At 66.9% G+C, this 23,989-nt stretch carries 21 protein-coding genes; 12 read left to right on the forward strand and 9 right to left on the reverse strand.

The window, feature by feature from the left end:
• Positions 1 to 58: 58 nt before the first annotated feature.
• Together C447_RS01940 and C447_RS01945 are read right to left on the reverse strand one after the other, a co-directional pair.
• Positions 59 to 571 (reverse strand): DUF7122 family protein, encoded by a 513-nt coding sequence (locus tag C447_RS01940; RefSeq protein ID WP_007690339.1) that lies wholly within the window; start codon positions 569 to 571, stop codon positions 59 to 61.
• Complete coding sequence (locus tag C447_RS01945) at positions 568 to 1,476, reverse strand: RsmB/NOP family class I SAM-dependent RNA methyltransferase (RefSeq protein ID WP_007690340.1); 909 nt, start codon at positions 1,474 to 1,476, stop codon at positions 568 to 570. Before C447_RS01945 ends, C447_RS01940 begins: the two co-directional genes overlap by 4 nt.
• 81 nt (positions 1,477 to 1,557) lie before the next feature.
• On the opposite strand from C447_RS01945, the gene C447_RS01950 reads away from it, so the two are divergent.
• Positions 1,558 to 2,292, forward strand: coding sequence for a proteasome assembly chaperone family protein (locus C447_RS01950; RefSeq protein ID WP_007690342.1), 735 nt, complete (start codon positions 1,558 to 1,560; stop codon positions 2,290 to 2,292).
• Positions 2,293 to 2,572: 280 nt separating this feature from the next.
• Here C447_RS01950 and gyrA read toward each other — a convergent pair whose 3' ends face one another.
• Complete coding sequence (gene gyrA, locus C447_RS01955; RefSeq protein ID WP_029601922.1) at positions 2,573 to 5,014, reverse strand: DNA gyrase subunit A; 2,442 nt, start codon at positions 5,012 to 5,014, stop codon at positions 2,573 to 2,575.
• 318 nt (positions 5,015 to 5,332) lie between these two features.
• Entirely contained in the window at positions 5,333 to 7,261 is a 1,929-nt protein-coding gene (gene gyrB, locus C447_RS01960) for a DNA topoisomerase (ATP-hydrolyzing) subunit B (protein WP_029601923.1), read from the reverse strand.
• Positions 7,262 to 7,459: 198 nt separating this feature from the next.
• On the opposite strand from gyrB, the gene C447_RS01965 reads away from it, so the two are divergent.
• Both C447_RS01965 and C447_RS01970 read left to right on the forward strand, forming a co-directional pair.
• Positions 7,460 to 9,832 carry a DNA topoisomerase VI subunit B gene (locus C447_RS01965; protein WP_007690349.1) on the forward strand — a complete coding sequence of 791 codons (2,373 nt, stop codon included), beginning with the start codon at positions 7,460 to 7,462 and terminating at the stop codon, positions 9,830 to 9,832.
• A 24-nt stretch (positions 9,833 to 9,856) separates the two neighbouring features.
• Complete coding sequence (locus tag C447_RS01970) at positions 9,857 to 10,957, forward strand: DNA topoisomerase IV subunit A (protein WP_007690351.1); 1,101 nt, start codon at positions 9,857 to 9,859, stop codon at positions 10,955 to 10,957.
• Between the two features lie 244 nt (positions 10,958 to 11,201).
• On the opposite strand, the gene C447_RS01975 is transcribed toward C447_RS01970, so the two are convergent.
• Positions 11,202 to 11,603 carry a DUF4145 domain-containing protein gene (locus tag C447_RS01975; RefSeq protein WP_007690353.1) on the reverse strand — a complete coding sequence of 134 codons (402 nt, stop codon included), beginning with the start codon at positions 11,601 to 11,603 and terminating at the stop codon, positions 11,202 to 11,204.
• 578 nt (positions 11,604 to 12,181) lie between these two features.
• Here C447_RS01975 and C447_RS01980 point away from each other — a divergent pair.
• Positions 12,182 to 13,705, forward strand: coding sequence for a hypothetical protein (locus C447_RS01980; RefSeq protein WP_007690355.1), 1,524 nt, complete (start codon positions 12,182 to 12,184; stop codon positions 13,703 to 13,705).
• 363 nt (positions 13,706 to 14,068) lie between these two features.
• Here the strand turns inward: C447_RS01980 and C447_RS01985 are convergent, their stop codons facing one another.
• Both C447_RS01985 and C447_RS01990 read right to left on the reverse strand, forming a co-directional pair.
• Positions 14,069 to 14,932: a 2-oxoacid:ferredoxin oxidoreductase subunit beta gene (locus C447_RS01985; RefSeq protein ID WP_007690357.1), complete on the reverse strand. Its 864-nt coding sequence runs from the start codon at positions 14,930 to 14,932 to the stop codon at positions 14,069 to 14,071.
• Complete coding sequence (locus C447_RS01990) at positions 14,929 to 16,695, reverse strand: 2-oxoacid:acceptor oxidoreductase subunit alpha (RefSeq protein ID WP_007690359.1); 1,767 nt, start codon at positions 16,693 to 16,695, stop codon at positions 14,929 to 14,931. The genes C447_RS01985 and C447_RS01990 overlap by 4 nt, the downstream gene beginning before the upstream one ends.
• Before the next feature lie 88 nt (positions 16,696 to 16,783).
• Between C447_RS01990 and C447_RS01995 the strand changes: the two genes are divergently transcribed.
• The 4 genes from C447_RS01995 to C447_RS02010 all read left to right on the forward strand — a co-directional run bounded on the left by C447_RS01995 (position 16,784) and on the right by C447_RS02010 (position 19,061).
• Positions 16,784 to 17,425 carry an FAD-dependent oxidoreductase gene (locus C447_RS01995; RefSeq protein ID WP_007690361.1) on the forward strand — a complete coding sequence of 214 codons (642 nt, stop codon included), beginning with the start codon at positions 16,784 to 16,786 and terminating at the stop codon, positions 17,423 to 17,425.
• A 464-nt stretch (positions 17,426 to 17,889) separates the two neighbouring features.
• Positions 17,890 to 18,438 (forward strand): hypothetical protein, encoded by a 549-nt coding sequence (locus tag C447_RS02000; RefSeq protein WP_007690363.1) that lies wholly within the window; start codon positions 17,890 to 17,892, stop codon positions 18,436 to 18,438.
• 24 nt (positions 18,439 to 18,462) lie between these two features.
• Entirely contained in the window at positions 18,463 to 18,849 is a 387-nt protein-coding gene (locus tag C447_RS02005) for a nuclear transport factor 2 family protein (protein ID WP_007690366.1), read from the forward strand.
• Entirely contained in the window at positions 18,849 to 19,061 is a 213-nt protein-coding gene (locus tag C447_RS02010) for a hypothetical protein (protein WP_007690367.1), read from the forward strand. The genes C447_RS02005 and C447_RS02010 overlap by 1 nt, the downstream gene beginning before the upstream one ends.
• Here C447_RS02010 and C447_RS02015 read toward each other — a convergent pair.
• Both C447_RS02015 and C447_RS02020 read right to left on the reverse strand, forming a co-directional pair.
• Entirely contained in the window at positions 19,058 to 20,020 is a 963-nt protein-coding gene (locus tag C447_RS02015; RefSeq protein WP_007690369.1) for a zinc-dependent metalloprotease, read from the reverse strand. The genes C447_RS02010 and C447_RS02015 overlap by 4 nt on opposite strands.
• Before the next feature lie 37 nt (positions 20,021 to 20,057).
• Complete coding sequence (locus tag C447_RS02020; RefSeq protein ID WP_007690371.1) at positions 20,058 to 20,498, reverse strand: hypothetical protein; 441 nt, start codon at positions 20,496 to 20,498, stop codon at positions 20,058 to 20,060.
• A 121-nt stretch (positions 20,499 to 20,619) separates the two neighbouring features.
• Between C447_RS02020 and C447_RS02025 the strand changes: the two genes are divergently transcribed.
• The 4 genes from C447_RS02025 to purF all read left to right on the forward strand — a co-directional run bounded on the left by C447_RS02025 (position 20,620) and on the right by purF (position 23,889).
• Positions 20,620 to 21,678, forward strand: a complete 1,059-nt coding sequence (locus tag C447_RS02025; protein WP_007690373.1) for a zinc-binding metallopeptidase family protein — start codon at positions 20,620 to 20,622, stop codon at positions 21,676 to 21,678.
• A gap of 391 nt (positions 21,679 to 22,069) precedes the next feature.
• The gene (locus C447_RS02030; protein WP_007690375.1) at positions 22,070 to 22,294 is read left to right on the forward strand and encodes an LSM domain-containing protein; all 225 of its coding nucleotides are present in this window, start codon (positions 22,070 to 22,072) and stop codon (positions 22,292 to 22,294) included.
• Positions 22,291 to 22,464 (forward strand): 50S ribosomal protein L37e, encoded by a 174-nt coding sequence (locus tag C447_RS02035; RefSeq protein ID WP_005044428.1) that lies wholly within the window; start codon positions 22,291 to 22,293, stop codon positions 22,462 to 22,464. The genes C447_RS02030 and C447_RS02035 overlap by 4 nt, the downstream gene beginning before the upstream one ends.
• Entirely contained in the window at positions 22,465 to 23,889 is a 1,425-nt protein-coding gene (purF, locus tag C447_RS02040) for an amidophosphoribosyltransferase (protein WP_007690377.1), read from the forward strand. It begins immediately after the preceding gene.
• Positions 23,890 to 23,989: the final 100 nt, after the last annotated feature.

The following is a 23,989-nucleotide window of genomic DNA, read 5'->3' on the forward strand; positions in this document are numbered from 1 at the left end:
GGATCGCAGGCAACGCAATGACAGTAGTGAACGTTTACACGCAAAGGAACGGCAATAACTAAAGGTCTCGTTGGCGACCCTTCGGGATCTGTGACCGGAGTTCGTCGTGGAGGTAGAGCCCAACACCGAGGGGTTCGGGCTCGCCGGCGACGTCGTGGGCGACGACGAGATAGCCCCAGTCGCCCTCCCACTCGATGTCTTGGTCCTCGCCCGCCACGAACCGCCGGGCCTCCTCGCGGGTGAGTTCGATCACGTTCCGGGTCGCGTGCTCGCCGAAGCGCTGTGCCGCGTCGGTGGTGGGTTTCCAGTGCTCCTGACGGGTTCGGAGGAAGGTCATCCCGAGCGCCTCGATCTCGACTGGCCCCTCCATCTCGCCCGCGAAGGCCCAGACCTTCCCGGCACCCTTCTCCCAGAAGGAGTACTCGTCGAAGACGGCGGGGGAGACGCCGTAGCGGTCGGTCCAGAACCCCACGACTGCCTCGCGGGTGGCCCGGCCGTCGACCGCACGATCGGCGGCGGTGGCGGGCAGGCGGTCGAACCGCGAGCCGTCGTTCTCGTTTGGACCACTCATCCCGCGACCTCCAGTTTCGCACAGAAGAAGCCGCCCGTATCGTTGAGGTGGGGGTAGACCCGCTTCGCGTGCTCGACACCGGGGTCGAAGCGGTCGTCCTCCCACTCGGTGATCCCGGGCCTCGTTTCGAGCCCGCACTCGAACTCGACGAGCCGGCAGTCCTCGCTTTCGAGGACCGCGTCCAGCACCGCCTCGTTCTCCTCCGGCGCGAAGGTACACGTCGAGTAAACCACTGTCCCCCCTGTTTTGGTCGCCTGGACCGCCCGCCGGAGGATAGACTTCTGGGTGCCGGCGATCGATTCGATCCGTTGGCGGGACCACTCGTCGAGCGCGTCGGGGTTCTTCCGGATGGTGCCCTCACACGAGCACGGCACGTCGACGAGCGCGCGGTCGAACGCCTCGAAATCGAACGGCGCGAGCGAGTAGTTGCCGGCGTCCCGGTTCGTGACGGCCATCGAGGTCACCCCCAGGCGTTCGGCGTTGAACCGGAGCGCCGAGAGCCGTCCCAGGTTGCGGTCGTTCGCGACCACGAGCCCGCGGTCGTCGGCGAGCGCCGCGAGCTGGGTGGCCTTCCCGCCGGGGGCGGCACACGCCGCGAACACCCGTTCGCCCGGTTTCGGGTCACACACCGTCGCGGGCAGCGCCGAGACCTCCTCCTGGCCGTGGAGCCAGCCGTGGAACGCGCCCCACGTCCGACCGGTGGTGGTCCCGTCGAGCTTCACGAGCCCCGGCTGCCACTCGCACGACTCGAACTCGACACCCTCCTCGTCGAGTGCCTCCTTCGCGCGCTCGACGCTCGTCTTGATGGTGTTGACCCGGGCGACGTGGCCGAGCGGGCGCTCACAGGCCGCACGGAACGCCGCGAAGTCGTCGATGATGGGTTCGTATCGGTCGAGGGGGTCCATTGGTCGTCGTGGTCGGCGTGGTCGCTTGTCGATTTCGGACTCCGGGGAAGAGCTATGTCGGCGCGGCGAGTGGTTCTAGCTATGGCTCGCATCGACGTCGTGGCCGACCTCGAACTCGACTCGCCGACGCTCGTCGAGGGGCTCCCCGGGGTCGGCCTCGTCGGGAAGACCGTCGCCGACCACCTCGTGAACGCCTTCGGGATGGAGTACTACGCGGGCGTCCACTGCGACGGGGTCCCGCAGGTCGGGGTCTACCGCGGCGAGCGCTCCGCGCTCCGCCCGCCGGTCCGCCTCCACGCCGACCCCGACCGGAACCTCGTGGTGCTCCAGAGCGACGTCCCCGTCTCGCCCTCCGAGGCGACCGCCTTCGCCGCCTGCGTGACCGGCTGGCTCGACGACCACGACGTCACGCCGATCTACCTCTCCGGTCTGCCCGAACAGTCCGACGACCCGCGCGAACTCTACGGCGTCTCGACCGGCGACGGCGACCGCCTGCTCGACGATGCGGGGGTCGTCCCGCCCGCCGAGGGCGGCCTCGTCAGCGGCCCGACCGGCGCGCTGCTCTATCAGGCCGAGCGGACGGGGCTCGACAGCGTCGGCCTCATCGTCGAGACCGACCCGCGATTCCCCGACCCCGAGGCCGCTCGGGTCGTCCTCGAACACGGGGTCGCACCGATCGCGGGTATCGAGGTCGAGACCCAGGACCTGACCGAGCGTGCCGAGGAGATCCGCGAGGCCCGCGAACGCCTCGCCGAACGGATGGCCGAGGCCGAGGACGAGAGTTCCCAGGCCGAGCCGCTCCGGATGTTCCAATAAACCCACCTTTTGCTGCGGTCGCTCGCTAGCGCTCGCTCCCTGGCAAAATGTGGATCAAAAGCCCACGTCACCCCACTCGCTCCGCTCGGGGGTTCCTCGGCCCGCTCACTCGGCCTGCGGCCTCGTTCGCGGTACAATAACTTCCGCCACCGCACAGCACCGCTGAAGCCCTCGACCGCTCGCTTCGCTCGCGGCCTCGCCCTTCATCCACCAGGACCGCACCGCGACCGCGACCGCGCTGCAACCGCAGCCGCGACCGCACCGCCGCCGCGATGGCGGCCTACTGGACTTCGGAGAGGACGTCGAGACAGGCGACGTGGTCACCGTCGGCGAGTTGCATCACCCGGACGCCCTTCGTGTTCCGGCCGACCGCCGAGATGTCCTCGACGCGGGTTCGGATGATCTGGCCGCCCTGGCTCATCACCACGAGGTCGTCGTCGGCGGTGACGGCTTCGATCGCCGTCACGTCGCCGTTGCGGCCGCCGGTCTTGATGTCCTTCAATCCCTTGCCGTAGCGCGATTGGGTCCGGTACTTCTCCACCGGGGTGCGCTTGCCGTAGCCGTTCTCGGTGAGCGTGAGGAGGTCGTGACCCTCCCGCGCGACCACCAGCCCGGCCACTGCGTCGCCGTCGGTGAGTCTGATCGCGTTCACGCCGCGGGCGCTCCGGCCCATCTCGCGGGCCTCCTCCTTCGGGAATCGGATCGCCATGCCCTGCTCGGTGGCGACCAGCAGGTCGCCCTCGTCGTCGGTGACGGTCACGTCCACGAGCTCGTCGCCGTCTTCGAGCCGGGTGGCGATCAGGCCGTTCGAGTGGATGTTCTCGAAGTCGGTGGCGCAGGTCCGCTTGATGTACCCCTCGCGCGTGACCATCGTGAGACACTGGTCCTCGTCGTCGAGGTCGTCGGTCGCCACCACGGCCGTGATGTCCTCGCCGTCGTCGAGGTCGACGAGGTTCACCGCGGACTTCCCGCGCGCCGTGCGACCCATCTCCGGCACCTCGTAGACCTTGAGCCGGTAGACGTAGCCCTGGTTCGTAAAGCACAGGAGATAATCGTGGGTGTTCGCCCGGAAGACCGCCGACACCCGGTCGCCCTCCTTGAGTTTCGTGCCGATGATCCCCTTGCCGCCGCGACCCTGGGCCTCGAAGTTCGCCGCCGGCATCCGCTTGATGTAGTCGTTCTGGGTCACCACTACGACGACCTCCTCCTCGGGGATGAGGTCCTCGCGGGTCACGGTGCCGTAGTCCTCGACGATACGCGTCCGGCGGTCGTCGGCGTACTCGGCTTTGACCTCCCGGAGCTCGTCGGTGATCACCCGGTCGAGCTCGGCGTCGCTCCCGAGGATGGTTTCGAGCCGGTCGATCTCCGTCTGGACGTCCTCGTACTCCGCCTCGATCTCCTCGACCTCGATCGAGGTCAGGCTCCCGAGCTGCATCCGGACGATGTGGTCGGCCTGGCGCCCCGAGAGGTCGTAGGACTCCTGGAGGGCGGCCTTCGCCGCGCTTCGGTCCTCGGCGTCCCGGATTCGTTCGATGACGTCTTCTGCGTTTTCGAGCGCGGTCAGCCGGCCGTCGAGGATGTGGGCGCGGTCCTCGGACTCGGCGAGGTCGTGTTCGGTCCGCCGGCGGACCACCTCGCGGCGGTGGTCGAGGTAGTGGCCGAGGAGCTGTTTCAGGTCGAGGACCTGTGGCTCGCCGTCGACCAGCGCGAGGTTGATCACCCCGAAGGTCTTCTCGAAGCAGTGTTCGAGGAGCTGGTTCTCGACGACGTCCGTCAGGGCACCGCGTTTGAGGTCGATGACGATCCGGATGCCGTCCCTGTCGGACTCGTCACGGAGGTCCGAAACCCCTTCGAGGGTGCCGTCGTTGACGAGGTCCGCGATGTGCTCGACGAGTTTGGCCTTGTTCTGCTGGTAGGGAAGTTCGGTGACGACGATCCGATCCCCGCTGGGGTTCTCCTCGATCTCGTAGCTCGCGCGCATCCGGACCCGGCCGCGGCCCGTGGTGTACGCCGAGTGGATCGCCTCGCGGCCCACGATCTCCGCGCCGGTCGGGAAGTCGGGGCCCTTCACGTGCTCCATCAGGTCCTCGACGACACAGTTCGGGTTCTCGATGAGGTGGATCGTGGCGTCGATCACCTCCCCGAGGTTGTGCGGCGGGACGTTGGTGCTCATCCCGACCGCGATACCGGACGAACCGTTCACCAGAAGGTTCGGATAGGCCGCCGGGAGCACGTCCGGCTCTTCGAGGCGGTCGTCGTAGTTCGGGGCGAAGTCGATCGTGTCCTTCCCGATGTCCGAGAGGAGTTCCTCCGCGATCGGGCTCATCCGGGCTTCGGTGTAGCGCATCGCCGCGGGCGGGTCGCCGTCGACGGAGCCGAAGTTACCCTGGCCGTCGACGAGCGGCGCGCGCATCGAGAAGTCCTGGGCCATCCGCGCGAGCGCGTCGTAGATCGCCGAGTCGCCGTGGGGGTGGTAGTCGCCCATCGTGTCGCCCACGACGGAGGAGGACTTCCGGTGGCCCGCACGGGAGGTGACGCCCTCCTCGTGCATCGCGAAGAGGATCCGACGGTGGACGGGTTTGAGGCCGTCGCGAACGTCGGGGAGCGCCCGACCCGCGATGACCGACATCGCGTAGTCGATGTAGGACTGCTCCATCTCGTCCTCGATACGGACCGAGTCCATCGACGCGTCGGGACCGCTTGGGGGAATGTCAGAACTCATGGATCAGGGGTGATGTCGTGGTGTCGATTGCCGGTCGGCCGCCGTGCGGTGCGGTCGCGGTACGGTCGCGGTACGGTTGCGGTGCGGTGCCTGGCGGATGAAGGGCGACGGCGCGAGTGAAACGAGCGCCGGAGGGCTTCTGCGGTGCTGTGCGGAGCGGTCGCGGTGTCGCCAGTGGTCCCACCGCGAGCGAACGGAGTGAGCGAGCGGGCGCGAGGGTGACCGAACGGGAACCCGACGCGCTTTTGATCCACATTTTGCCAGGGAGGCCGCGAAGCGGCCGACTGCAGCAAAAGGTGGGGCTGAAAGGTGGGTGCATTAGATGTCCACCCACTCGGCGTCGGTCGCGTGGCTCTTGATGAAGTCCCGGCGGGGCTCGACCGCGTCGCCCATCAGCACCGAGAACATCCGGTCGGCGGCGGCGGCGTCCTCCAGGGTGATCCGCTTCAGGATTCGGTTTTCGGGGTTCATCGTGGTCTCCCAGAGCTGGTCGGGATTCATCTCCCCGAGGCCCTTGAACCGCTGGACCTGGTCCGGGCTGCCGTCGCACTGCTCCTCGACGATCCGGTCGCGCTCGGCCTCGGTCATCGCGTCGTAGGTCTCGCCGCCCTTCCGGATCCGGTAGAGGGGAGGCTGGGCGGCGTAGACGTAGCCCGCCTCGATGAGGGGTTTGAGGTAGCGATAGAGCAGGGTCAGATAGAGGGTCCGGATGTGCGCGCCGTCGACGTCGGCGTCGGTCATGATGACGATCTTGTGGTATCGGGCCTCCTCGATGTCGAACTCCTCGCCGACACCCGCGCCGATGGCGGTGATCAGGTTGCGGATCTTCTCGTTTTCGAGGATCCGATCGAGTCTGTGCTTCTCGACGTTGAGCACCTTCCCGAAGAGGGGAAGGATGGCCTGGAACTCCCGGTCACGACCCTGTTTCGCGCTGCCACCGGCCGAGTCGCCCTCCACGATGAAGAGTTCGGCCTCGCTCGGGTCGCGGGTCTGACAGTCGGCGAGTTTGCCGGGGAGCGCGGTTGATTCGAGCGCGGACTTCCGACGGGTGAGCTCCTCGGCCTTCTTGGCCGCCCGACGGGCCTTCGCGGCCTCGACGGCCTTGTTGATGGCCGCCTTCGCGGTGTCGGGATGCTCTTCGAAGTAGGTGTCGAGGTGCTGGTGGACCGCGCTCGCGACGATCCCGTTGACTTCGCCGTTGCCGAGTTTGGTCTTGGTCTGGCCCTCGAACTGCGGGTCGGGGTGTTTGACCGAGATCACAGCAGTAAGCCCCTCGCGGATGTCGCTCCCCTTCAGCGTGTCGCCGTCGAGCGGGTCGAGCAGGCCGTTCTCCTTCGCGTAGTCGTTGACGACGCGAGTTAGGGCGGTCTTGAACCCCGTGAGGTGGGTCCCGCCCTCGCGGGTGTTGATGTTGTTCGCGAAGGCGTGGATCGAGCCCTGAAGTTCGCTGGTGGTCTGCATCGCCACTTCGACGGCGACCTCGCCCTCGTCGGTGGTCGCGGTGTCCTCGAGGTAGATCACGTCCTCGTGGAGCGCGCTCTTCGATTCGTTGAGGTAGACCACGAACTCGCGGATGCCGCCGTCGTACCGGAAGCGCTCCTGGCTGTCGTCGCGCTCGTCCCTGAGCTGGATCTCGACCCCGGAGTTGAGGAAGGCGAGCTCGCGCAGGCGGGTCGCGAGCGTCGCGGCGGCGAAGTCCGTCGTCGAGAAGACCTCGTCGTCGGGCCAGAAACGGAGCTCCGTGCCCGTCTCCTCCTCGGGGTCGAGGTCGCGAACCCGTTCGAGGTCGCCGTCGGGCTCGCCGTGGTCGAAGCGCTGTTTCCAGACCGCCCCGTCGCGTTTCACCGTCACCTCGACCCACTTCGAGAGCGCGTTCACCACGCTCACCCCGACGCCGTGAAGCCCCCCCGAAACCTGGTAGGACTCCTTGTCGAACTTCCCGCCGGCGTGGAGTACGGTCATGATGACTTCGAGCGCGGACTTCCCGTTCTCGTGCTCGTCGACCGGGATCCCGCGGCCGTCGTCGGCGACGCTCACGGAGGGGTGCTCGCCGTCGTGGATCGTGACGGTGATCGAATCACAGTAACCGGCGAGCGCCTCGTCGATGGCGTTGTCGACGACCTCATAAACGAGATGGTGGAGCCCGCGGGCGTCCGTCGACCCGATGTACATCGCCGGACGCTTTCTGACAGCCTCGAGGCCTTCGAGGACCTGAATCTGCCCCGCTCCATACTTGTCTTGCGACATATAATCTATCGATTCATAGCGGTCCCGGCGGCATAAGTCTCCCGCACGCGCGCCATCGGTATGCCGGCGCTGACGCCGTGATACACCGGTTGACGGCCGAGACGGCGGGCGGTTTTCGCCGACCACCGCCTCGGCCGCGCCCTCCACTTCCACCGTGGTACCATCGGGGTTTTAACCGTCCCCGAAATACCACCACCAATGCCATCCCTCCAATCCACGCTCGACGATGGGGGGGTCGCCGCGGAGCTCGCGGAGGGCCAGCGCGCGATCTCCATCGCCGAGTTCTTCGAGAAGAACAAGCACATGCTCGGGTTCGACAGCGGTGCCCGGGGCCTCGTCACCGCCGTGAAGGAGGCGGTCGACAACGCGCTCGACGCCGCCGAGGAGGCCGGCCACCTCCCCGACATCTACGTCGAGATCGAGGAGGTCGGCGACTACTATCGATTGGTGGTCGAGGACAACGGTCCGGGGATCACCGCCGAACAGCTCCCGAAGGTCTTCGGAAAGCTCCTCTACGGCTCGCGGTTCCACAAACGCGAACAGGCCCGGGGCCAGCAGGGGATCGGTATCTCGGCGGCGGTTCTCTACAGCCAACTGACGAGCGGGAAACCCGCGAAGATCACGAGTCGCACGGGGGGCGGCGAGGCGAAGTACTTCGAGCTCATCATCGATACCGATACCAACGAACCCGAGGTCTCGGTCGAGGAGACGACGACCTGGGACCGGCCTCACGGGACGCGGATCGAGCTCGAGATGGACGCGAACATGCGCGCCCGCGGCCAGCTCCGGGACTACATCAAACACACCGCGGTGGTGAACCCCCACGCCCGGATCGAGCTCCGCGAACCCGGCGGCGAGTTCAAGGCCGAACGCGCCACCGACGACCTCCCCGCCGAGACCGAGGAGATCCGCCCGCATCCGCACGGGGTCGAGCTCGGAACGCTGTTGAAGATGCTCGACGACACCGACTCCTACAGCCTCTCGGGCTTCCTCCAGGAGGAGTTCACCAGGGTCGGGAAGAAGACCGCCGCGAACGTCATCGCGGCGTTCAACGACCGCCACTACGGTCGCGAGATGGCGTGGCGAACGCCCCACGACGGCGCGGCGGTCGAGGCCGCGGTCACCGACGTGGTGGCGAACAAAAGCGCCGAGGACGTCGACGCGTTCGCCACCCACATAGCCGAGGCCGTCGGGGAGCGCGACCGACTCGCACATCACGAACTCGACGCCCTCGTGCGGACGGCGGCGGGCGAGACCAACGCCGAAACTGGCACGACGTTCGGCGAGACGGTGTGTGAGAAGGCCGTCGCGGCGACGTGGGACGTGATTCGGGAGAACCGCGAGAGCGACCTCTACGAGCTCGCCGACGACGCGACGAGCACCCGAAAGGACGGTTCGACCATCGAACCGTTCGCCGACCGGCTGGCCGCGAAGTTCGAGGGCGGGCGCGACCGCCTCCGGCGCGACGAGCTCGCCGAGTACGTCGACCGCGCGGCGGCGATGACCGAGGAGCGCGACGACGTCTCGTTCGGCGAGACCGCCCGCGAGAACGTCGTCGAGGCCGTCTGGGAGGTCTGTCGGGCGGTGCCCGACGACCCGCCGACGGTCACGGAAGTGGCCGGCGACCGCGACACCGCGAGCGCGCTGTTGGACGCGATGAGCGCGACGGACATCATCGCGCCGCCGACCGACTGCCTCTCGCCGATCACCGCCGAGCTCGTGCGCTCGGGTCTCGAAAAGGAGTTCGACGCGGACTTCTACGCCTCGGCGACGCGGGACGCGGGCGTTCACGGCGGCGACCCGTTCATCGTCGAGGCGGGCATCGCCTACGGCGGCGAGCTCGGAGCCGAGGGGAACGTCCAGCTCATGCGCTTCGCCAACCGCGTTCCCCTGGTCTACCAGCGCGGCGCGTGTGCGACGACCGACGTGATCAAGTCGATCGGCTGGCGGAACTACGGTCTCGACCAGCCCGGCGGGTCGGGGATGCCGAACGGGCCGTGCGTCATCATGGTCCACGTCGCCTCGACCAACGTGCCCTTCACCAGCGAATCGAAGGACGCCATAGCGAACGTCCCCGGGATCGAAGACGAGATCGAACTCGCGGTCCGTGAGGCCGCCCGCGAACTCAAGAGCTACCTGAAAAAGCGCCAGTCGATGCAACAGCGCCGCCAAAAGCAGGACGTGCTCGGGGCGATCCTCCCCGAGATGGCGACGAAGCTCGCCGACGTCACCGAGCGCGAGGAGCTGGACATCGACGACTCGCTCGCGCGGATCATGAACAACGTGCTGGTCGAGCGGCGCGTCGAGGACGACCACGTCGAACTCGTCGTCGAGAACCACTCCTCGACGGGCGAGAGCCCGGAGCTCACCGAGATCGTCTCGGCCGAACCGACGGCGGTCTCGGACGGCGCGCGCGTCGTCGAGATGGACGGCGAGTGGTTCATCAAGTGGTCGCCCGAAGTGAGCGGCAACGACGAGGCCACGCTCGAATACGACCTCGCCGACGCCGACGCCGCCTTCGACCTCGACGTGACCGGTATCGAAGCCGAGAAACTCACCGTCAACGCCTAACTCGTTCCACAAACAGAACCACCCATGAGCACCGACACACCCGACATCGACGCCTCGGCGCGCGAGCGGCTCATCGACCTCGCCGCCGAGTTCTACGACCAGTTCGCCGCGGGGGAGGTCCCCGAGATGCGGCTCCCGACGCGGACGAAATCCAACATCGAGTACGACGAGGACTCGAACGTCTGGGTCTACGGCGACCGCGAGAGCACGCGAAGCGCGAACTCCGTTCGCGGCGCGCGCAAGCTCCTCAAGGCCATCTACACGATCGACTTCCTCGCCGAGCAGCTCGACGAGGACCGTTCGTCCACCCTGCGTGAACTCTACTACCTCTCGGAGAGCTGGGGCGAGAAGGAGGCCCAGTTTTCCGACCAGGACGAGTCGAACCAGCTGATCGAGGACCTCGAGATCGTCTCCCACGTCACCCGCGAGGACTTCCACATGCGTCCGGAGGAGTCCGGCGCGAAGCTCATGGGCCCGCTCCGCATCCGCGAGCAGACGAACCGCGGCGACCGCGAGATCCACTGCCAGGACGACGTCGGCCAGGGCGGCTATCAGATCCCGAACAACCCCGACACGATCGAGTTCCTCGACCACGACACCGACTTCGTCCTCTGTGTCGAGACCGGCGGGATGCGCGACCGACTGGTCGAGAACGGCTTCGACGAGGACTTCAGCACCCTCGTGGTCCACCTCGGCGGCCAGCCCGCGCGTGCGACCCGGCGGATCATCAAACGGCTCCACGACGAACTCGATCTCCCAGTAGTAGTCTTCACCGACGGCGACCCGTGGTCCTACCGGATCTACGGCTCGGTGGCCTACGGCTCCATCAAGTCCGCCCACCTCTCCGAGTACCTCGCCACGCCCGAGGCGCGCTTCATCGGGATCCAGCCCGCGGACATCGTGGAGTACGACCTGCCGACCGACCCCCTCAGCGACTCGGACATCAACGCGCTCGAGAGCGAACTCACCGACCCGCGATTCCAGACCGACTACTGGCGCGAACAGATCGAACTCCAGCTCGACATCGGCAAGAAGGCCGAACAGCAGTCGCTGGCCGCGCGTGGCCTCGATTTCGTCACGGACACCTATCTCCCCGAACGGCTGACCGCGATGGGCGTCCTGTAGTTCGGGCGTCTCGACCGCGGTTCGAACGGGCTCCGAGACCGACTTCGAGGAATGGCTCAACACCCAGATCCGCAACGACATCAACAGGGTCCGAATCCAGAACACGAGCCCGTGCAAGAAGATTTGCGCCCCACTCGTGGCCGACAACCCCTACGACCGCGACGAGGCGCTCGGAATACTGCCCGCACATCCGAACTGCATGGGTTCGTGGGCGTCGGAGGTTCCGGGGGCTAGGTCGTAGCGATCACTTGTCGCTGCTATCATCCGTGTACTCATTGGGGTGGTCTTCCCGGGTGGCTTCCAATTGCTGGTCAGCGATTACAGTCGCTGATAGCACCGAATCGATCATTCCTTTCAACCTGACTGCCTGCTCCATATCTGGCTCGTTCTCGTTGATGTGAGCACCGTCGTTCCCCAGATCTTTCACACCGTTGAGCGACTTACGGAGTTTCTCGTTGATCTCGCCTTCGTCCTTCAACTTTTGGAGCATCTTGTAGATACTCATGTTATCATCGACTTCAGCGATGTCGTAGTGGATTGCGATTGCGTGAATAGTTTTCCTGAAAAGAGTCGCGGCTCCACTCGGTGCTTCGGCGGAGATGCACCGTAGTGCTTCTTGATAGTATCTGTTCACGAAGTCAGGCACGTCATCGACGCCTTGTACTGAGGGACTAGGATACAACTTTGCTGTATGTGAGCCTGTACTATATGCTAGTGCCAGAACTGCATGGCAATTGTCGCATCTGACTGGCGCCGAGTACCCGATAGTACTACTGCTCTCCCCCGCCGACATCTGACGCAATCCGACTGTAGTGCTGCAGTGAGGACACTTTCCTCTACCCACGACAGAGCCGACAAGCCGCTCTGCTCCAAAATTCCCCCCACGCCCAAGTTCAGTGGTTCGTACTGTGATCTTAGCCATATTTTCACATATTGTCTTTAGCCTATAGCCTTTTGCTCAAAAACCACTAAGCGTCCGCCCGCGCGCTTGCATCATTCGTACCGCTCTCGACTGCCCAGCGACGGGTATACCAGACCTCACAGTCGAGCAGAACTCTGGGTTCGTGGCGCACGCGAGCCCCGACTAAGACGACGACGGCCCGTTACAGGTGCGCGGCATCGCTCTCAGAAAGGGCGTTGCCCACCGTTCGACGAGCTGCTTTGCTGAGTTCGTCGCCGTCGACAGTCGCGGGGTTGAAGACGGTCGCTCGCTCACTGCGGGGTATGTCGAGGTCAGACCTCGCGGGGCGGGTCACGGACGTGCTCACCGTCGACGTCGATGAGTTCAACGCCCGCGCCGCCGAGGAGGCCGCGGTCGTCAAACGCGAACTCGATGCGGGCACGTTCGACAACCCACAGGCGATGATCGGGCTGGAGTACGAGTTCTACGGGGTGAACCGCGGGACGAGCGCGCTCGCGCGGGTCCCACGTCGGCTCCTCGAGTACATCGGCTTCGAGAAGGAGCTCGGCCTCCACAACGCCGAGATGTGTACCAGCCCTCAACCGTTCAACGACTACGGGCTCCAGGCCCAGGAGGCCGAGGTCAACGCCCGCCTCCAGACCGCGCTCGACGCCGTGGCGAGTTCCGACCTCCGGCTGGTGAGCGACGGGATGTGGACCATCCCCCCGGAGGGCGAACCCGCGAACGAGTACCTCACCAGCAGCGTCGCCGACGACGGGATCCGGATCGCCTCGAACATGAGCGAATCCGTTCGCTATCACGCGATGGCGAACACCGAAGGAGCCGACACCGCGGGGATGCGCCTCGACGCGCCCCACGTCTCGCTCTCGGCCGACACCGTGATGCCCGAGAGCCTGATCACCTCGATCCAGCCCCACTACCAGGTCTCACACGCCGCCGACCTCCCCGAGTACTTCGCCTACGCGCTCCGGCTCGCGGGGCCGCTGCTCGCGCTCGGCGTCAACTCCCCGTTCTTCCCGCCGGACCTCTACGACGACACCCCCGCCGACCGCATCCTGGACGACGGCTGGATGAGCAATCGAGTCCACGTCTTCGAGGCCGTCCTCAACCCCGACGGAGGTACCGGGAAGGTGCGCTTCCCCCACGACCTCGATTCGGCCGAGCAGGCCGCCGAGCGGATCGCCAACGACGACACCGTGGTCTCGATGCCGGTCGAGGAGACCAACCGATTCGACGACGCGTTCTCGACCTTCCGGGTGAAACACGGCACCTACTGGCGCTGGGTGCGCCCCGTCTTCGACGGCGCGACCGAATCGGCCGCGAACGCCCGGATCGAGTTCCGCCCCATCGCGGGCCAGCCGACGGTCAGGGATGCCATCGCGTTCCAGGCGGCCTTCGCGGGCCTCCTCGAAAGCCTCACCCGGCGCGAGCACCCCGTCGCGAGCCTCGACTGGCAGGACGCCCACGAGAACTTCTACGAGGCGGTCTACCACGGGCTCGACGCCGACCTCGTCTGGATCACCAACGACGGCCGCGAGACCCGGGACTACGAGGAGATCTACTCGGACCTCTTCGCCCACGCGAAGGACGGCCTCGAATCCCGCGGTCTCTCCGAGAGCGAGACGGCGAAGTACCTCTGGCCGCTCCGCCAGCGCGCCCGCCACCGAGTGACCCCGGCGGACTGGAAACGCGACCAGGTTCGGACCCGTCTCGACGACGGCGAGGGCTTCGCGGACGCCGTCCACGGGATGCAGCGCGCGTACATCCAGCGCCAGTCCGAGACCCTGATCGGCGACCACAGCTTCGCCGACTGGATCGCCGACTGAGTGACGAACGGCCGCCCGGGCAGCCGGCGGTGCGGTCGCGGGGCGGTGGCCGTCGCAGCCAGCGGAGCGGTCCTGGCGGATGAAGGGCGAGGCGGGAGTGCGAGTGAAACGAGCACCGCGAGCGGCGCGAGGTTCGACCGAAGGGAGAACCTCGGATGCGAACGGGGAACGAAGTGACCCGTGAGCGAAGCGAGCGCGCCGAGGGCTTCGGCGGTGCGGTTGCGGGAGCGGTGCTGTGCGGAGCTGTTAGTGATTGTACCGCGAGCGACCGCAGGGAGCGAGCGGCAGTTTTTAGTCCAGGTTTTTGCGAGGACCCTGAGTGAGCGCAGCGAACGAATGGGGACGAAGTAAAAAAGTGGGTTTCTAGTAGAACTCGCGAACGAGGTCCGTCGCGTCCTCGGGTGCGCCGTCGGGGATGTCGGCCATGTTGGAGTCGAGGTCGTGGCGCTCGTTGTAGGGCACCGACTCGTCGTCCTGGTAGAGCACGCCCATGTACTCGGTGTCGTCGTCGCTGATCTTCTCCAGGGCCGCGTCCCTGTCGTTCGAGTCGTGGTCGGTCTCGTCGAGGTCGACGATCGTGTCCCGGAAGTAGTCGTAGGTGTCGACGTCGTTGAACGTCACGCACGGGCTGTAGACGTTGACGTAGCCGAAGCCGTCGTGTTCGATCGCCTGCTGGACGAGTTCGGCGTGGCGCTGGGCGTCCGAGGAGAACGACTGGGCGACGAAGCTCCCGCCGGCGGCCATCGCGAGCGCCTTCGGGTTGACCGGCTCCTGTTTCGGCCCGTCGGGCGAGGTCGCCGTCTCGAAGTCCTCGCGGCTGGTCGGCGAGAACTGGCCCTTCGTGAGGCCGTAGATCCGGTTGTCCATCACGACGTAGGTCATGTCCATGTTGCGGCGAACCGCGTGGACGAAGTGGCCCGCGCCGATGGAGTAGCCGTCGCCGTCGCCGCCCGAGACCATGACTTCGAGGTCGGGGTTCGCGCTCTTGACGCCGATGCCCACCGGCAGGGCACGGCCGTGGACACCGTGGAGCGCGTAGCTGTGCATGTAGGTGCCAATCTTGCCCGAACAGCCGATACCGGCGACCACGAAGGTGTTGTCGGGGTCGTTGCCGGTGTTCGCGAGGGCTTTCATCATGCCGTTCATCGTCCCGAAGTCGCCGCATCCGGGACACCACGTCGGCTGCTTGTCGGATTTGAAATCCGTGAATCTAACGTCTGAGCTCATGTGGGGACCTCCTGTGGCGTGTCGAGTTTCTCGGTGATCCGCTCGGCGAGTTCGTCGGCCTTGAACTGCACGCCGTTGTACTTGTTGATGCGTTTGACGCGGGTAAGGGTGTCGTGTTCGAGCACGTCCGCGAACTGACCGGTCGCGTTACACTCGACCACGATGACCTCTTCTGCCTCCTCGAACTCCTCGGAGAGGTCGGGCCGCGGGAAGAGGTAGGGCACCGAGAGGAACCGAACGGAGACGTCGGCCTCTTCGAGGAAACCGATCGCCTCGCGCATCGCGCCCTCGTTCGAGCCCCACGAGACCACGAGGGTGTCGGCGTCCTCGTCCCCGAACTCGCGGTAGTCCCACTCCTCTTCCTCCTGAGCGGTCCGAACCTTCTGGTTTCGCTTGTCGACCTGCTCGATACGGACGTCGGTGTCCTCGGTCCGCCGACCGAGTTCGTCGTGTTCGAGCCCGGTCGTCATGTGCGCACCGCCCGAGGTTCCGGGGAGGGTGCGGGGACTGACGCCGTCGGCGGCGGGGAAGTGTGGCTGGAACTGGTCCTTGTCGTTGAGCCACGTGTCGATGTCGCTCTCCTCGACGAGTTTCCCGCGGTCGACCTCGACCGCGTCCATGTCGAACTCCTCCGGCTCGTAGGTCTGTTCGGTGACCGAGAGCGCCAGGTCCGCGACCAGGTACACCGGCGTCTGGTACTTCTCCGCGAGGTTGAACGCTTCCACGGTTTTGTGGAAACACTCGGCGACCGTGGTCGCCGAGACCACGAACCGGGGGATCTCGCCGTGGCCGCCATAGAGCAGCATGTCGAGGTCGCCCTGTTCCTGTTTGGTCGGCATCCCGGTCGAGGGACCCGAGCGCATCACGTCACAGATCACGAGCGGGGTCTCGCTGGTCGCGACGAGGCCGAAGGTCTCGGCCATCAGGTCGATCCCCGGTCCCGAAGTAGCGGTCATCGAACGCGCGCCGGCCCGCGCCGCGCCGAGCGCCATGTTGATCGCCGAGAGCTCGTCCTCGGCCTGCATCACGTGGCCGCCGTAGCGTTCGATCTTGCCCTTGAGGTACTCCATCACGTCCGTCGCGGGCGTGATGGGATAGCCCGAGTAGAATCGACAGCCAGCGGCGATCGCACCCATGCCGATGGCCTCGTCGCCGTTCAGGAGGACGTAGTCGCTGTCGGTGGTCTCGACGTCGTAGCCGAAGTCGTCGCGGTCGTACTCCTCCTGGACGTGTTCCTCACCGAGCCGAGCGGCCTCCTTGTTGTTCTCGACGATCGACTGGCCCTTGTTGCCGAAGCGCTTTTCGAGCGCCTCGTCGAGGTTCTCGATCGGGAAGTTCGCCACCTCGCACGCGGCCCCGAGCGCCACGATGTTCTGCATGATCGCGCCGCCGGCGTCCTCGGCGAGCGATTTCAGCGGCACGGGGAGGTCGATCATCCCCTCGGGGGCCTCGAAGTCCTCCATCATCGTGCGCTCGCCGTCGTAGATGATGATCGAGCCCTCGTGGAGTTCGTCCATGTTCTCCTCGACCGTGCGCTGGGTCAGCGCGATCAGGATGTCGAGCCGGTCGACGACGCTCTCGACCTGCGCGGTCGAGCTCCGGACCTTGTAGGCCGTATAGCCCCCCCGGATGCGCGAGGCGAAGTCCTTCGAGGTGAAGACGTGTCGGCCCGCGCGCGAGAGCGCTTGGGCGAAGATCTTGCCGGTGGAGTTGATCCCGTCGCCGGCTTCCCCGCCGATGGCCCAGTTTAGATCGTCTGGCATGTGCTTGAACCGCGTACGCCATCTGCGGAGGAAAAGGCTTCGGAACACTGACCGAAGTCCCTTTGGCCGAAACCCACCGAGACCAGCCATGGAACCAACACCGACGACCGTCGAGGGGGTTCGCGACGTCGGCCCGGACACCGTCGCGCTCGACCTCTCGACGCCCGCCGGGTTCGACGCCCAACCGGGCCAGTTCGTCAAACTCACGCTCGACGTCGACGGGAAGTCGGAGTCGCGCTTTTACACCCTCTCCTCGCCCGAGGTCGCCGAGACCTTCGAGGTCACGGTCGGGATCGACCCCGACGGCGACCTCGGCCCCCGACTCGCGAGCCTCGAACCGGGCGAGGAGATCGAGGTCGCGGGACCGTTCGGCAGCGCCCACTACGAGGGGGAATCGTCCATCACCGTGCTCGCCGGCGGTCCGGGCGTGGGCCCCGCCGTCGGGGTCGCCGAACGCGCACTCCACGACGGCGGCGCGGCGAGCGTCGTCTATCGCGACGACGACCCCGCCCACCGCGAGCGCCTCGACGCGCTCCGCGAGTCGGGCGCGTTCGTCGCGGTGCTCGACCCCGAAACCGACCTCTCCGATGCCGTCGCGGACGCGCTCGAAACCACCCCCGACGCCCAGGCGTTCGTCTACGGTTTCGCCGACTTCCTCGACGTCGCCACCGAGGCGCTCGCGGCCGCCGGCGGCGACCCCGACGACGCGAAGGTCGAGAACTTCGGGTAACCTGCCCCCACCTCTCGAACGCCCACCTTTCACGTCCCCACCTTTTGCTGCGGTCGGCCGCGAAGCGGCCTCCCTGGCAAAATGTGGATCAAAAGCCTCCTCCTTCCCTCCGGTCAGTCGTCGGCCCGCTCGCTCCCTCCGGTCGCTCGCGGTACAACCCCTACGACCCCGCGACCACCCCACACCGCAACCGCTTCCGCCGAAGCCCTCGGCTGCGAGGCGCGAGCGAAGCGACGCGCCTCGATACGAACGGGGAACGAAGTGACCCGTGAGCCGCGCGCCTCGCCCTTCATCCGCCAGGACTGCTCCGCTGGCCGCCCCGCACCCGCCACCGCCCCGCGACCGCCGGCCGCACCGCGGTGGCCGCCGCCGCACCGCCGCCACCGTGCCGCTACTCGGCCGACCCGAAGACCCGAGATCGAGCGGAACGGTGGGTTGATAGTCGGGCCGGTGGTATGTCACACATGAACGTTCGCGACTGGCAGGATATCCTCTCGGATATCACGGAATCGGGTGCGGACGCGGGTGGCTGGCGCGCGGTCGCGGGAAATCGGGCTTCCGGTATCGGCGAGGACATGTACCTCGGCCACCCCTCGGCGGGGGTCTACCAGCTCAAGACCTACGCCAAGAACCCCTTCGAGGTCCGCGGCGTCGGCACCCGCGTGGCCCGCCGGATCGACGACGACCTCGACTCACTCTTCCCCGACGAAGACGCGGGCCGCTTCGGCGTCCAGTCCCCGATGACCGACGAGAACGAGGCGACCGAGGCCGCTCGCGACCTCGAAAGCGTGCTCGAAGCCCACTCCGACGCGCCGACGACCCCCGGTGACCTCTTCGAGGACGTGATGGGCGCGCTCGACAGCCCCGCCTACGGCCCGATGGAACACGATTCCTACGGGCGGCCCGACGGACTCGACGAGCTCTCGGGGACCTTCGAGGAGGCCGAACGCCTCCTCAACACCGAACTCGACGACCTCGTGGACGCCGACGAGACCAACCGCGGATTTCAGTAACCCGCGGCCCCTCGATCCCCCCAGATGACCGCCGAAACCACCATCGAAGCCTACTACGACGCCCTCCGTACCGGCGACCCGCTCCCGCCCTTCTTCGACCTCGACGAGTCGAACGTCAAGTTCGGCATCGGCGAACGCCTCGTCGGCGAGGAGATCGGGGAGGGACTCCGCGAACAGACCCGCACCACCCGCGAGTGGACCGTCGAGAGCCACACCCTCCGCGTCACCGAACACGACGACGTCGCGTGGTTCTCAGATCGGGTTCGAATGGCGTGGACCGACGACGAGGGCGAGCGCCACGACCACGAGACCCGCTGGAGCGGCACCCTCGTCCACGATCCCGACGCCACCGACGCGGACACCGACTGGCGATTCGTCGGGATGCACGTCAGTCTACCCGGTGAGGCGTGATGGTCGGGCCCGTCTCGCGCGAGGAGCGCCTCAGCGTCTCCCGTCGCCTCAAGATCGGGTTCGTGCTCCTCGTCGGAGCCTCGGCCGGCCTCATCACGTTTCAGGGCGATCCCACACTCCCCGTGGTCGCGCTCGCGGTGCTGGTCGGGCTAGTAGTAGGGGTACTCCTCGTGTTGTTCGCCTTCCCACAGGGATTCGCCTTCCGGGATTAGGCCACTCGCGCGAGCCACTTCCCGGGCGCGTCGAGTTCGGCGTCCGTCGGCAGGTTCTCGGGTCGCTCCCAGACGACGCTCGCCGCTTCGAGCCCGCGCGCGTCCACGACGTCCTCGAAGAAGGCCTTCCCGCGCTCGTACTGCCGGCGTTTCATTCCCATCCCGAGGAGTCGGCGCACGAGCTGTGAGACCGGCCCCTTGCCGCCCCGGCGGGCCTCGACTTTCCGCCGGAGGTCCTCGTACTCGTCGTCGAACGCCCGGTCCATCAGGAGTTCGGCGTAGCCCTCGACCGCGGTCATCGCGGCGTTCACTTCCCGAAAGGCCTCGCGGTCGATGCTGCCCTCGCCGAGCGCCGCGACGCTGCGCTCCATCCGGTCCTCGAGGTGGCCCGAGAGCCACGGTGCGGCCCCGAACTCGGCGGCGTGGGTCACCTCGTGGAAGGCGATCCACCGGCGAAAGCGCTCCTCGGAGACGTCGAGTTCGTCGGCGACCCGGACGATGTTGGGGTGGACGAAGTAGAGCGCGTGGTCCTCAGCGGGGGCGTCGGCGAGCAGGAGCGGGTCGTACTGGCCGAGGACGTTGTTCGCGAGGAAGGAGAGCGCGACCGTCATCGAGCCGGTGTTGAGAACGCGCGCGAATCCCAGATCCGGCGCGAAGCCCCGGGTTTCGGTTTCGAGGGTGCCCATCACGCGCTCGAACGTCGCGATGTTGGCGTCGACCCAGTGGTGGCGGTTCTGGACTTCCACCACGTCCGGGAGGTCGAACTCGACGGCCGAGACCTCCTGGATCCGGGTTCTGGCGTCGCGCACGTCGCGCGCGTAGCCGGAACGGGTCGCTGCCGAAAGCGAGAGGTCACCGGGGTCGACGGCCGAGCGCGCCGCTCGGGTGACGGCGTTCCAGTCGATCAGGCCCTCGCCGGAGGCCTCGGCGACCGCCCGCACGCTGTCGTAGAGGTTCACGCTCGATCGAGGCCCCGACGAACCAAAGCGTTTCGCCCTACAGCTCCTCGAACTCGTTCTCGACGTCGTCGTCGCCGAGATACCACCACGCGGCCAGCGCGAGGAGGCCGACGACGAACAGGAGCAAGAGCGTACCGCCGATGCCGCGACCGCTGTCCGTTTCGACATCGTCGTAGTCGGGTTCGTCCTCGACCTCGGTGTCGGAGTCGATCTCGACCACCGCGCTGCCGGTCTCGGTCTCGGTTTCGCTCTCCGTCTCGCTTTCCTCGTCCTCGTCGATCTGGAGCGTGTCGCCACCGTCGGCGGTCGCCGAGTCCGTCTCGTCGCTGCCGAACGGGAGCGCGTCCTCCTCGGATTTCCCGAAGCCGAGCCGATCGCGGAGCACCTCGCCGACGTCGGAGTTGAGTTCGAGTTCGCTCTCGAACTCGTTGTTGTCGGCGTGGAGATGGAGTTCGACCAGCGTCAGTTTGTCTGCCATAACGGCGATCTGTGGGCTACCGTCTTATCCGTTTTGGGCTTGCGTACGCGATATCGGATTCCGAGGCATTCGCGCCGACCGGTTTCGAGGTGTTCATACCCGCCGACCCGGTAGACGACGGGTGAACGAGACCCAGCGGACGTTCCTCGACGACCTGCTCGAAACCCCGACCCCGTCCGGCTTCGAAACCCGCGGTCAGCGCGTCTGGCTCGATTACGTCACCGAGTTCGCCGACGAGGTCTCCACCGACGACTACGGCAACGCCGTCGCCGTCCACGAAGGCGACTCGGACGCCCCGACGGTCGCGCTCACCGGCCACGCCGACGAGATCGGCTACGTGGTTCGGGACATCGACGGCGAGGGGTTCCTCCGATTGGGCTCCATCGGCGGCGCGGACAAGACCGTCTCGCGCGGCCAGCACGTCACCATCCACACGGACGACGGCCCGCTCGCGGGCGTCATCGGCCAGGCCGCCATCCACCTCCGCGACGAACACGAGACCGCCGACATCGAGGACCTCCACGTCGATATCGGGGTCGAGACCGAGGAAGCGGCCCGCGACCTCGTCGCCATCGGCGACCCGCTGACGGTCGCGACGACCCTCGAAGCGCTCCAGGGAAGCCGGCTCGCCGCCCGCGGGATGGACAACCGCGTCGGGACCTGGGCCGCCGCCGAGGGGCTTCGACGGGCCTGCGAGGCCGACGTCGAGGCGACCGTCTACGCCGTGAGCACCGTCCAGGAGGAGGTCGGCCTCCAGGGCGCGAAGATGGTCGGCTTCGACCTCGCGCCCGACGCGGCCATCGTGATGGACGTCACCCACGCCACCGACGAACCCGCGACGCCCGGCAATCGAAGCAACGGCGTCGAGCTCGGTGCGGGTCCCGTCATCGCCCGCGGCGGGGCGAATCATCCGGTGCTGGTCGAACGGCTCCGCACGGCCGCCGACGAGGGCGAGATCGATGTTCAACTGCAGGCGACCGGCTCCCGAACGGGTACCGACGCCGACGCCATCTTCACCCAGCGCGGCGGCATCCCCTCGCTCAACCTCGGGATCCCGAACCGCTACATGCACACACCCGTGGAGGTTATCGACACCGACGACCTCGATTCCGTCGTCGACCTGCTCGGCGCGTTCGTGGGGTCGGTGAGCGGGGACGAGGATTTCGCCGTCGAGATCTGAGAGAATCACAGGTTCACTATTGCGAGCGATCTACAGATTCGTCGACGGCGAATCCCGATGCAAATGAGCGACCGCACAGCACCGCCACTGCTCAGCAACGCGCCACACACCTCCCCAGCCGACTGCGCTCCTCGCTCACTCGCTCCGCTCGCTCACTCCGGTGCTCATCCACCGTCGGAGCTTCGCTCCGACGAGCCTGCGCTCGCGCTGCTCGCGCAGACCTCGCACAGAGTCCGCGGTCGCACGCTCACGTCCGTTCGCCCACGACCGCGAGCGCGCGCCACCGCGGCCGGATTTGGGAGGGGGTCGGGGAACACCCTCCCTCCACTTCGGCCCGAAACGGTCGAGAACGGTCGGTACGTTTAAGAAGCGAACCCGGCGAGTGGGGGGCATGAGTGGACGACCCCTCGACGTGCTGGAGGCGACGCTCGGTGACCGCGTCACCGTCCGGCTGAAGGACGGCGCGGCCTACGCCGGCGAGCTCGGCGGCTACGACCAGCACATGAACGTGGTGCTCGACCCCGCGGAGGAGGACCCTGCGAACGACGCAGCGACCGAGACGGTCGAGAGCACAACGATTATCCGGGGCGACAACGTCGTGTCGATAACACCATGACGGGCTCAGGAACACCGAGTCAGGGGAAGAAGAACAAGACGGTGCACGTGAAGTGCCGGCGGTGCGGCGAGGCCTCCTACCACAAGACCAAGAAGGTCTGCGCGTCGTGCGGGTTCGGGAAATCCGCCAAACGACGCGACTACGCGTGGCAGGAGAAGGCCGGCGAGTAGATGCACGAGAAGTGCGGCGTCGTCGGCGTCTCGCTCGCCGACCGAGCCGCCGCGCGCCCGCTTTACTACGCCCTCTACGCCCTCCAGCACCGCGGCCAGGAGTCGGCGGGGATCATCACCCACGACGGTTTTCAACAGCACTCCCACGTCGAGATGGGGCTCGTGGGCGACGCCTTCGACCCCGCCGACATCGCGAGCCTCAACGGTTCCAACGGCATCGGCCACGTTCGCTACCCGACCGCGGGCAGCGTCGATAGCTCCTGTGCCCAGCCCTTCTCGGTCTCGTTCAAGAGCGGTTCACTCGGTCTCTCACACAACGGCAACCTCGTGAACGCGGGCGCGCTCCGCGACGAACTCGCCGGCCTCGGCCACGCCTTTACTTCCGACGGCGACACCGAGGTCATCGCCCACGACCTCGCGCGAAACCTCCTCGATTCCGGGCTCGTGGAGGCCGTCGAGCGAACCATGGGCAAGATCCACGGTTCCTACTCGCTGACCGTGATGCACGACGACCGGGTGCTCGGCCTCCGCGACCCGCAGGGCAACCGGCCGCTCTGTCTCGGCGAGTTGGAGGACGGCTACGTGCTCGCCTCCGAGAGCGCCGCGATCGACGCGCTCGACGGGGAACTCATACGCGATGTCAGGCCCGGCGAACTGGTGGTGCTCGACCCGGACGGGTCGGGGTATAGCACCTATCGCCTCACGACCCTCGACCACACCGCCCACTGCTTCTTCGAACACGTCTACTTCGCCCGACCCGACTCGACGATCGACGGGAAGCTCGTCTACGAGGTCCGGCGCGAGCTCGGGCGGAAGCTCTGGGCCGAGAACGGCATCGACACCGACGTGGTGATGCCGGTACCCGACTCGGGCCGGGCGTTCGCCTCCGGCTACGCCGAGGCCGCGAACGAGAACGAGGGCAGCGTCGAGTTCGCGGAGGGGCTGATGAAGAACCGGTACGTCGGCCGGACGTTCATCATGCCGACCCAGGACGAGCGCGAACGCGCGGTTCGGCTGAAGCTCAACCCGATCACGTCCACGGTCGAGGACAAGACGGTGACGCTGATCGACGACTCGATCGTTCGGGGGACGACCTCGACCCAGCTCGTCGAACTCCTCCGGGACGTGGGCGCATCGGAGGTCCACCTCCGGATCGGCTCGCCCGCTATCACCGCGCCGTGCTACATGGGGATCGACATGGCGACCCGCGAGGAGCTCATCGCGGCCGACCGGACGGTCGAGGAAGTGCGGGAGACGATCGACGCCGACAGCCTCGCGTACCTCTCGCCGGGGGCGATCGCCGACGCGCTCGACACCGAGCGAGACGACCTCTGTATGGGCTGTATCACCGGCGAGTACCCCTACGACATCGACGGGGAGCCGACGGACCGGCCGGTTCGCCAGCCCGTGATCGCCGACGACTGAACCCGCCTCTCAGTAGACGTCGTTCAGGAACGCCCGAAGCGCCTCGTTGACCGCCTCGGAATTTTCGAGGTTCGAGGAGTGGCCCGCCTCGGGGATCACC

This window comes from Halococcus hamelinensis 100A6 (assembly GCF_000336675.1).
Classification (GTDB): Archaea; Halobacteriota; Halobacteria; order Halobacteriales; family Halococcaceae; genus Halococcus; species Halococcus hamelinensis.

Coding starts and splice junctions, on each gene's coding strand:
- C447_RS01970 (WP_007690351.1), top strand. CDS start 9,857: ATGAGCACCGACACACCCGACATCGACGCCTCGGCGCGCGAGCGGCTC.
- C447_RS01995 (WP_007690361.1), top strand. CDS start 16,784: ATGGAACCAACACCGACGACCGTCGAGGGGGTTCGCGACGTCGGCCCG.
- C447_RS01985 (WP_007690357.1), bottom strand. CDS start 14,932: ATGAGCTCAGACGTTAGATTCACGGATTTCAAATCCGACAAGCAGCCG.
- C447_RS01945 (WP_007690340.1), bottom strand. CDS start 1,476: ATGGACCCCCTCGACCGATACGAACCCATCATCGACGACTTCGCGGCG.
- C447_RS02035 (WP_005044428.1), top strand. CDS start 22,291: ATGACGGGCTCAGGAACACCGAGTCAGGGGAAGAAGAACAAGACGGTG.
- C447_RS02020 (WP_007690371.1), bottom strand. CDS start 20,498: ATGGCAGACAAACTGACGCTGGTCGAACTCCATCTCCACGCCGACAAC.
- C447_RS02000 (WP_007690363.1), top strand. CDS start 17,890: ATGAACGTTCGCGACTGGCAGGATATCCTCTCGGATATCACGGAATCG.
- C447_RS01940 (WP_007690339.1), bottom strand. CDS start 571: ATGAGTGGTCCAAACGAGAACGACGGCTCGCGGTTCGACCGCCTGCCC.
- gyrA (WP_029601922.1), bottom strand. CDS start 5,014: ATGAGTTCTGACATTCCCCCAAGCGGTCCCGACGCGTCGATGGACTCG.
- purF (WP_007690377.1), top strand. CDS start 22,465: ATGCACGAGAAGTGCGGCGTCGTCGGCGTCTCGCTCGCCGACCGAGCC.
- C447_RS02005 (WP_007690366.1), top strand. CDS start 18,463: ATGACCGCCGAAACCACCATCGAAGCCTACTACGACGCCCTCCGTACC.
- gyrB (WP_029601923.1), bottom strand. CDS start 7,261: ATGTCGCAAGACAAGTATGGAGCGGGGCAGATTCAGGTCCTCGAAGGC.
- C447_RS01965 (WP_007690349.1), top strand. CDS start 7,460: ATGCCATCCCTCCAATCCACGCTCGACGATGGGGGGGTCGCCGCGGAG.
- C447_RS02030 (WP_007690375.1), top strand. CDS start 22,070: ATGAGTGGACGACCCCTCGACGTGCTGGAGGCGACGCTCGGTGACCGC.
- C447_RS01980 (WP_007690355.1), top strand. CDS start 12,182: ATGTCGAGGTCAGACCTCGCGGGGCGGGTCACGGACGTGCTCACCGTC.
- C447_RS01950 (WP_007690342.1), top strand. CDS start 1,558: ATGGCTCGCATCGACGTCGTGGCCGACCTCGAACTCGACTCGCCGACG.
- C447_RS02010 (WP_007690367.1), top strand. CDS start 18,849: ATGGTCGGGCCCGTCTCGCGCGAGGAGCGCCTCAGCGTCTCCCGTCGC.
- C447_RS01990 (WP_007690359.1), bottom strand. CDS start 16,695: ATGCCAGACGATCTAAACTGGGCCATCGGCGGGGAAGCCGGCGACGGG.